The organism is Vannielia sp., assembly GCF_029212645.1.
Lineage (GTDB): Bacteria > Pseudomonadota > Alphaproteobacteria > Rhodobacterales > Rhodobacteraceae > Vannielia.
This window is the reverse complement of the sequence record NZ_JARGND010000072.1, coordinates 1-3,111: the sequence shown is the minus strand read 5'-3', so window position 1 is coordinate 3,111 and position 3,111 is coordinate 1. Positions and strand designations below refer to the sequence as shown.

Annotated in this window: 3 protein-coding genes; all 3 read right to left on the bottom strand. The window is 62.2% G+C overall.

The window, feature by feature from the left end; all coding sequences use genetic code 11:
- The coding region (locus tag P1U55_RS15015; RefSeq protein WP_301048442.1) for an aldolase/citrate lyase family protein at positions 1–650 on the bottom strand (650 nt) is incomplete at its 3' end.
- A gap of 124 nt (positions 651–774) precedes the next feature.
- Entirely contained in the window at positions 775–1,812 is a 1,038-nt protein-coding gene (gene dctP / locus P1U55_RS15010; protein WP_301048441.1) for a TRAP transporter substrate-binding protein DctP, read from the bottom strand.
- A 141-nt stretch (positions 1,813–1,953) separates the two neighbouring features.
- A partial coding sequence (locus tag P1U55_RS15005; RefSeq protein ID WP_366943066.1) for an acyl-CoA dehydrogenase family protein occupies positions 1,954–3,111 on the bottom strand: 1,158 nt, incomplete at its 5' end.

The following is a 3,111-nucleotide window of genomic DNA, read 5'->3' as shown; positions in this document are numbered from 1 at the left end:
TAAAGGTCAAGCCCCTCAAGATCGTGGACATCCTGCCAAAGCCCGCCCAGCGGCATCTTTCCGGCAGCCCGCGCGGCCATCACGGTGCGCTGCCACATGTAAAGGGTCTCGGTGCCCTCAGAGCTCCAGCCGATGCCAAGCGCCCGCGCGGAATCGCCGTTCTTCGCGCTGGCCCCGCAAATTGCGTTGACGCGCGGATTTTGCGCGATCTCGTAGGCCGTTTGCATCGAACGGGCGGTTTCCAGCGTCGGAACCAGCGCGATTCGGCCAAGCTCCAGCCCGTTTCGCAATTCGGCCTCATGCACCAGCGCAGCAGCGATCTGAATGTCCTCCGGCCCGCCTGGCTTTGACAAAACCACCCCTTCCAGCCCTTCGCGCGTCACGGCGAGGATATCCTCAAAATCATACATGGCGGGCGAGCGGTTGACCCGCACATAAATGCGCTGACCGGCGGCGGCGAGGCCGGAGATCTTCTTGGCAACCAGCGCCCGCGCGGCTGGCTTTTGATCGGCGGGCACGCTGTCTTCAAGGTCCAGAATAACCGCATCGGCACCGTAGCCTGCAACCCGGTCGATCCAGCTTTCGCGGTGGCCGGGGACGAAAAGGAACGAGCGGATCGGCCGCATCGAGGATCGGGAAAGGTCTGTCATCTCGGATCTCCAGTGGTCCTGCGCGCGATCCTCGCGGCGGGAGTAATCAATCAATCTGTCAGGCGGATTTGCCCAAGGGTTCGTACGCCGGAAGCGGCATCGCGCTTCCGGCGAAAGGTCTGCCTCAGTTCTTCGCGGCGATCCGGCCCACCGCTGCGGTATAGGCTTCAACCGCTTCGGCTCCGTGTTCACCAACAGATGCGGCCCAATCGGCGGCAACGGCATCAGTTCGCTCTTTCCAGCGCGCCGTCTCTTCGGCGCCGAGCTTGACAACCTCAAGGCCGGCCTCGTCGACCATCTTGTCACGCACCAACGAGTCGTTTTCGGCCATCCAGGCGCAGTTGTTCTCGGCAGCGGCAACACCGTGGCGCAGGAATACCTCCTGCACATCGTCAGGCAGCGAGTCGAACTTTTCACGGTTCATCAAAAGCACAACATGGGTGCTTCCCATGCTGACCCCTTCGGTGCTGTGCTTGAAAACCGTTTGCAGATCGTAGGGTGGCATCCCGGCGTAAAGATAAAGCGCCCCGTCCACAGTGCCGCGCTGCGCCGCCTGGAACAGTTCGGCCGAGGGCATACGTACCGCAGCCGCGCCCAGCGTCCGCGCGGTCAGGTCCATCGCCGCGCCGGTGGTGCGCAGCTTGAGGCCCTCAAAATCTTCCAGCTTCTCGACCTTGCGGGTCGCGGTAACAACATTGTAGGTCGGCAGGCTGGCATTGTAGATCGCGCGCACGCCGCTCGGCTCGAAATCCACCTTGTCAAACAGCGCGCCTTCCCGCGACATCTCCATCGAGGCGCGGGTGGCAACACAAATGTCCGAGAACACCCCCGGCAGTTCCGCCACCCCGGACACCGTAATCTGGGTCGGGTGGTAGGAGGTGGCGGTGAAAACCAGATCGGCGGCCCCGTTCGACACAAGGTCAAGGCCCTCAGCCGCCTTGCCGAGCTGCTGCGCGGGATAGATCGTGAAATCGACCCGGTCACCCAAATCTTCCTTCAACCCGTTCACCCAGATATCAAGCCCGTGCTCGATCAGGTAGTGCGTGGGCGGAAACGCGTGAGATATCTTGAGATCAATAGTATCTTGCGCGCTGGCGGCCCCGGCCGTAAGCGCCGTGGTGAGCGCGACGCCCAAGGCCGCGCCTTTGATTGAAATGTTCATCTGACTCCCTTTCTGCTGCAGGGTCCTCCCCCCGCAAACTGTTGCGACTTGTCGCGGTCGTTGGGCATCAATGCCGGGCGGACCGTCGCCCTCCTCCCACCGTCAATCCCCTCCCTCGGAGACGCGATAGTTCGTTGCAGTCTAGTAGGATTTCGGCAAACCAAGCTGCTTTTCGGCAATGTTGCTGAGGATAAGCTCGGTCGAGATCGGCGCGATGCGAAGGATCATCACTTCGCGCAAAAGCCGCTCAACATCATATTCCTTCGCATACCCAAAGCCGCCATGCGTCAGGATCGCCCGCTCGCAGGCGAAGAAGGCGGCCTCGGAGGCCAGCACCTTGGCGGCATTTGCCTCGATCCCGCAGGGTTCACCCCGGTCATATTGCGTGCCTGCCTTGAAGCCCATGAGGTTGGCCGCCTCAAGCTGCGCCCAGGCACGGGCCAGCGGGTGCTGAATGCCCTGGTTCTGGCCGATGGGGCGATCAAAGACGATCCGCTCGTTGGCGTATTTCGCCGCCCGCGCCAGCGCGTAGCGGCCAATGCCCACGCATTCGGCCGTTACCAGCACCCGTTCGGCGTTCATCCCGTGCAGAATGTGGCGGAAGCCCTTGCCCTCTTCCCCGATCATGTCCGCCGCAGGCACCGGCAGGTTTTCGATGAACAACTCGTTGGAATCCACCGCCTTGCGGCCCATCTTGTCAATCTCGCGGATATCCACGTAGTCCCGGTCAAGCTTGGTGTAGAACAGGCTCAACCCATCGGTCGGGCTCTTGCACTCCTCGATCGGCGTGGTGCGGGCGATCAGCAGCATGTAATCGGCCACCTGGGCGGTCGAAATCCACACTTTCTGGCCGCTGACGTAATAGGTATCGCCCTTGCGCACAGCCCGCGTTTTCAGCTTGGTGGTGTTAAGCCCCGTGGTCGGCTCGGTCACCGCAAAACAGGCCTTGGTCTCGCCCTTGATGAGCGGGGTCAGCATCCGCTTCTTCTGATCTTCGGTGCCAAAAGCAACCACCGGCGAGAGGCCAAAGATGTTCATATGCACCGCCGACGTGGCGCTGAGCCCGCCCCCGCATTCGGCAATCGCCTGCATCATCACCGCCGCATCGGTGATCCCAAGACCCGAGCCACCATAGGCCTCGGGCGTGGCGATACCGAGCCAGCCGTTTTCGGCCACGGCATGGTAAAACTCCTCGGGAAAGCCACCCTTGGCATCCCGCTCCCGCCAGTATTCCGGCGGGAAATTCCCGCACATCTCCATGACCGAGTCGCGGATCGCGCGCTGGTCGTCAGTCATCCG

Excerpts from the sequence above, each read along its gene's own strand:
- dctP (WP_301048441.1), bottom strand. The coding sequence starts at position 1,812 with ATGAACATTTCAATCAAAGGCGCGGCCTTGGGCGTCGCGCTCACCACG.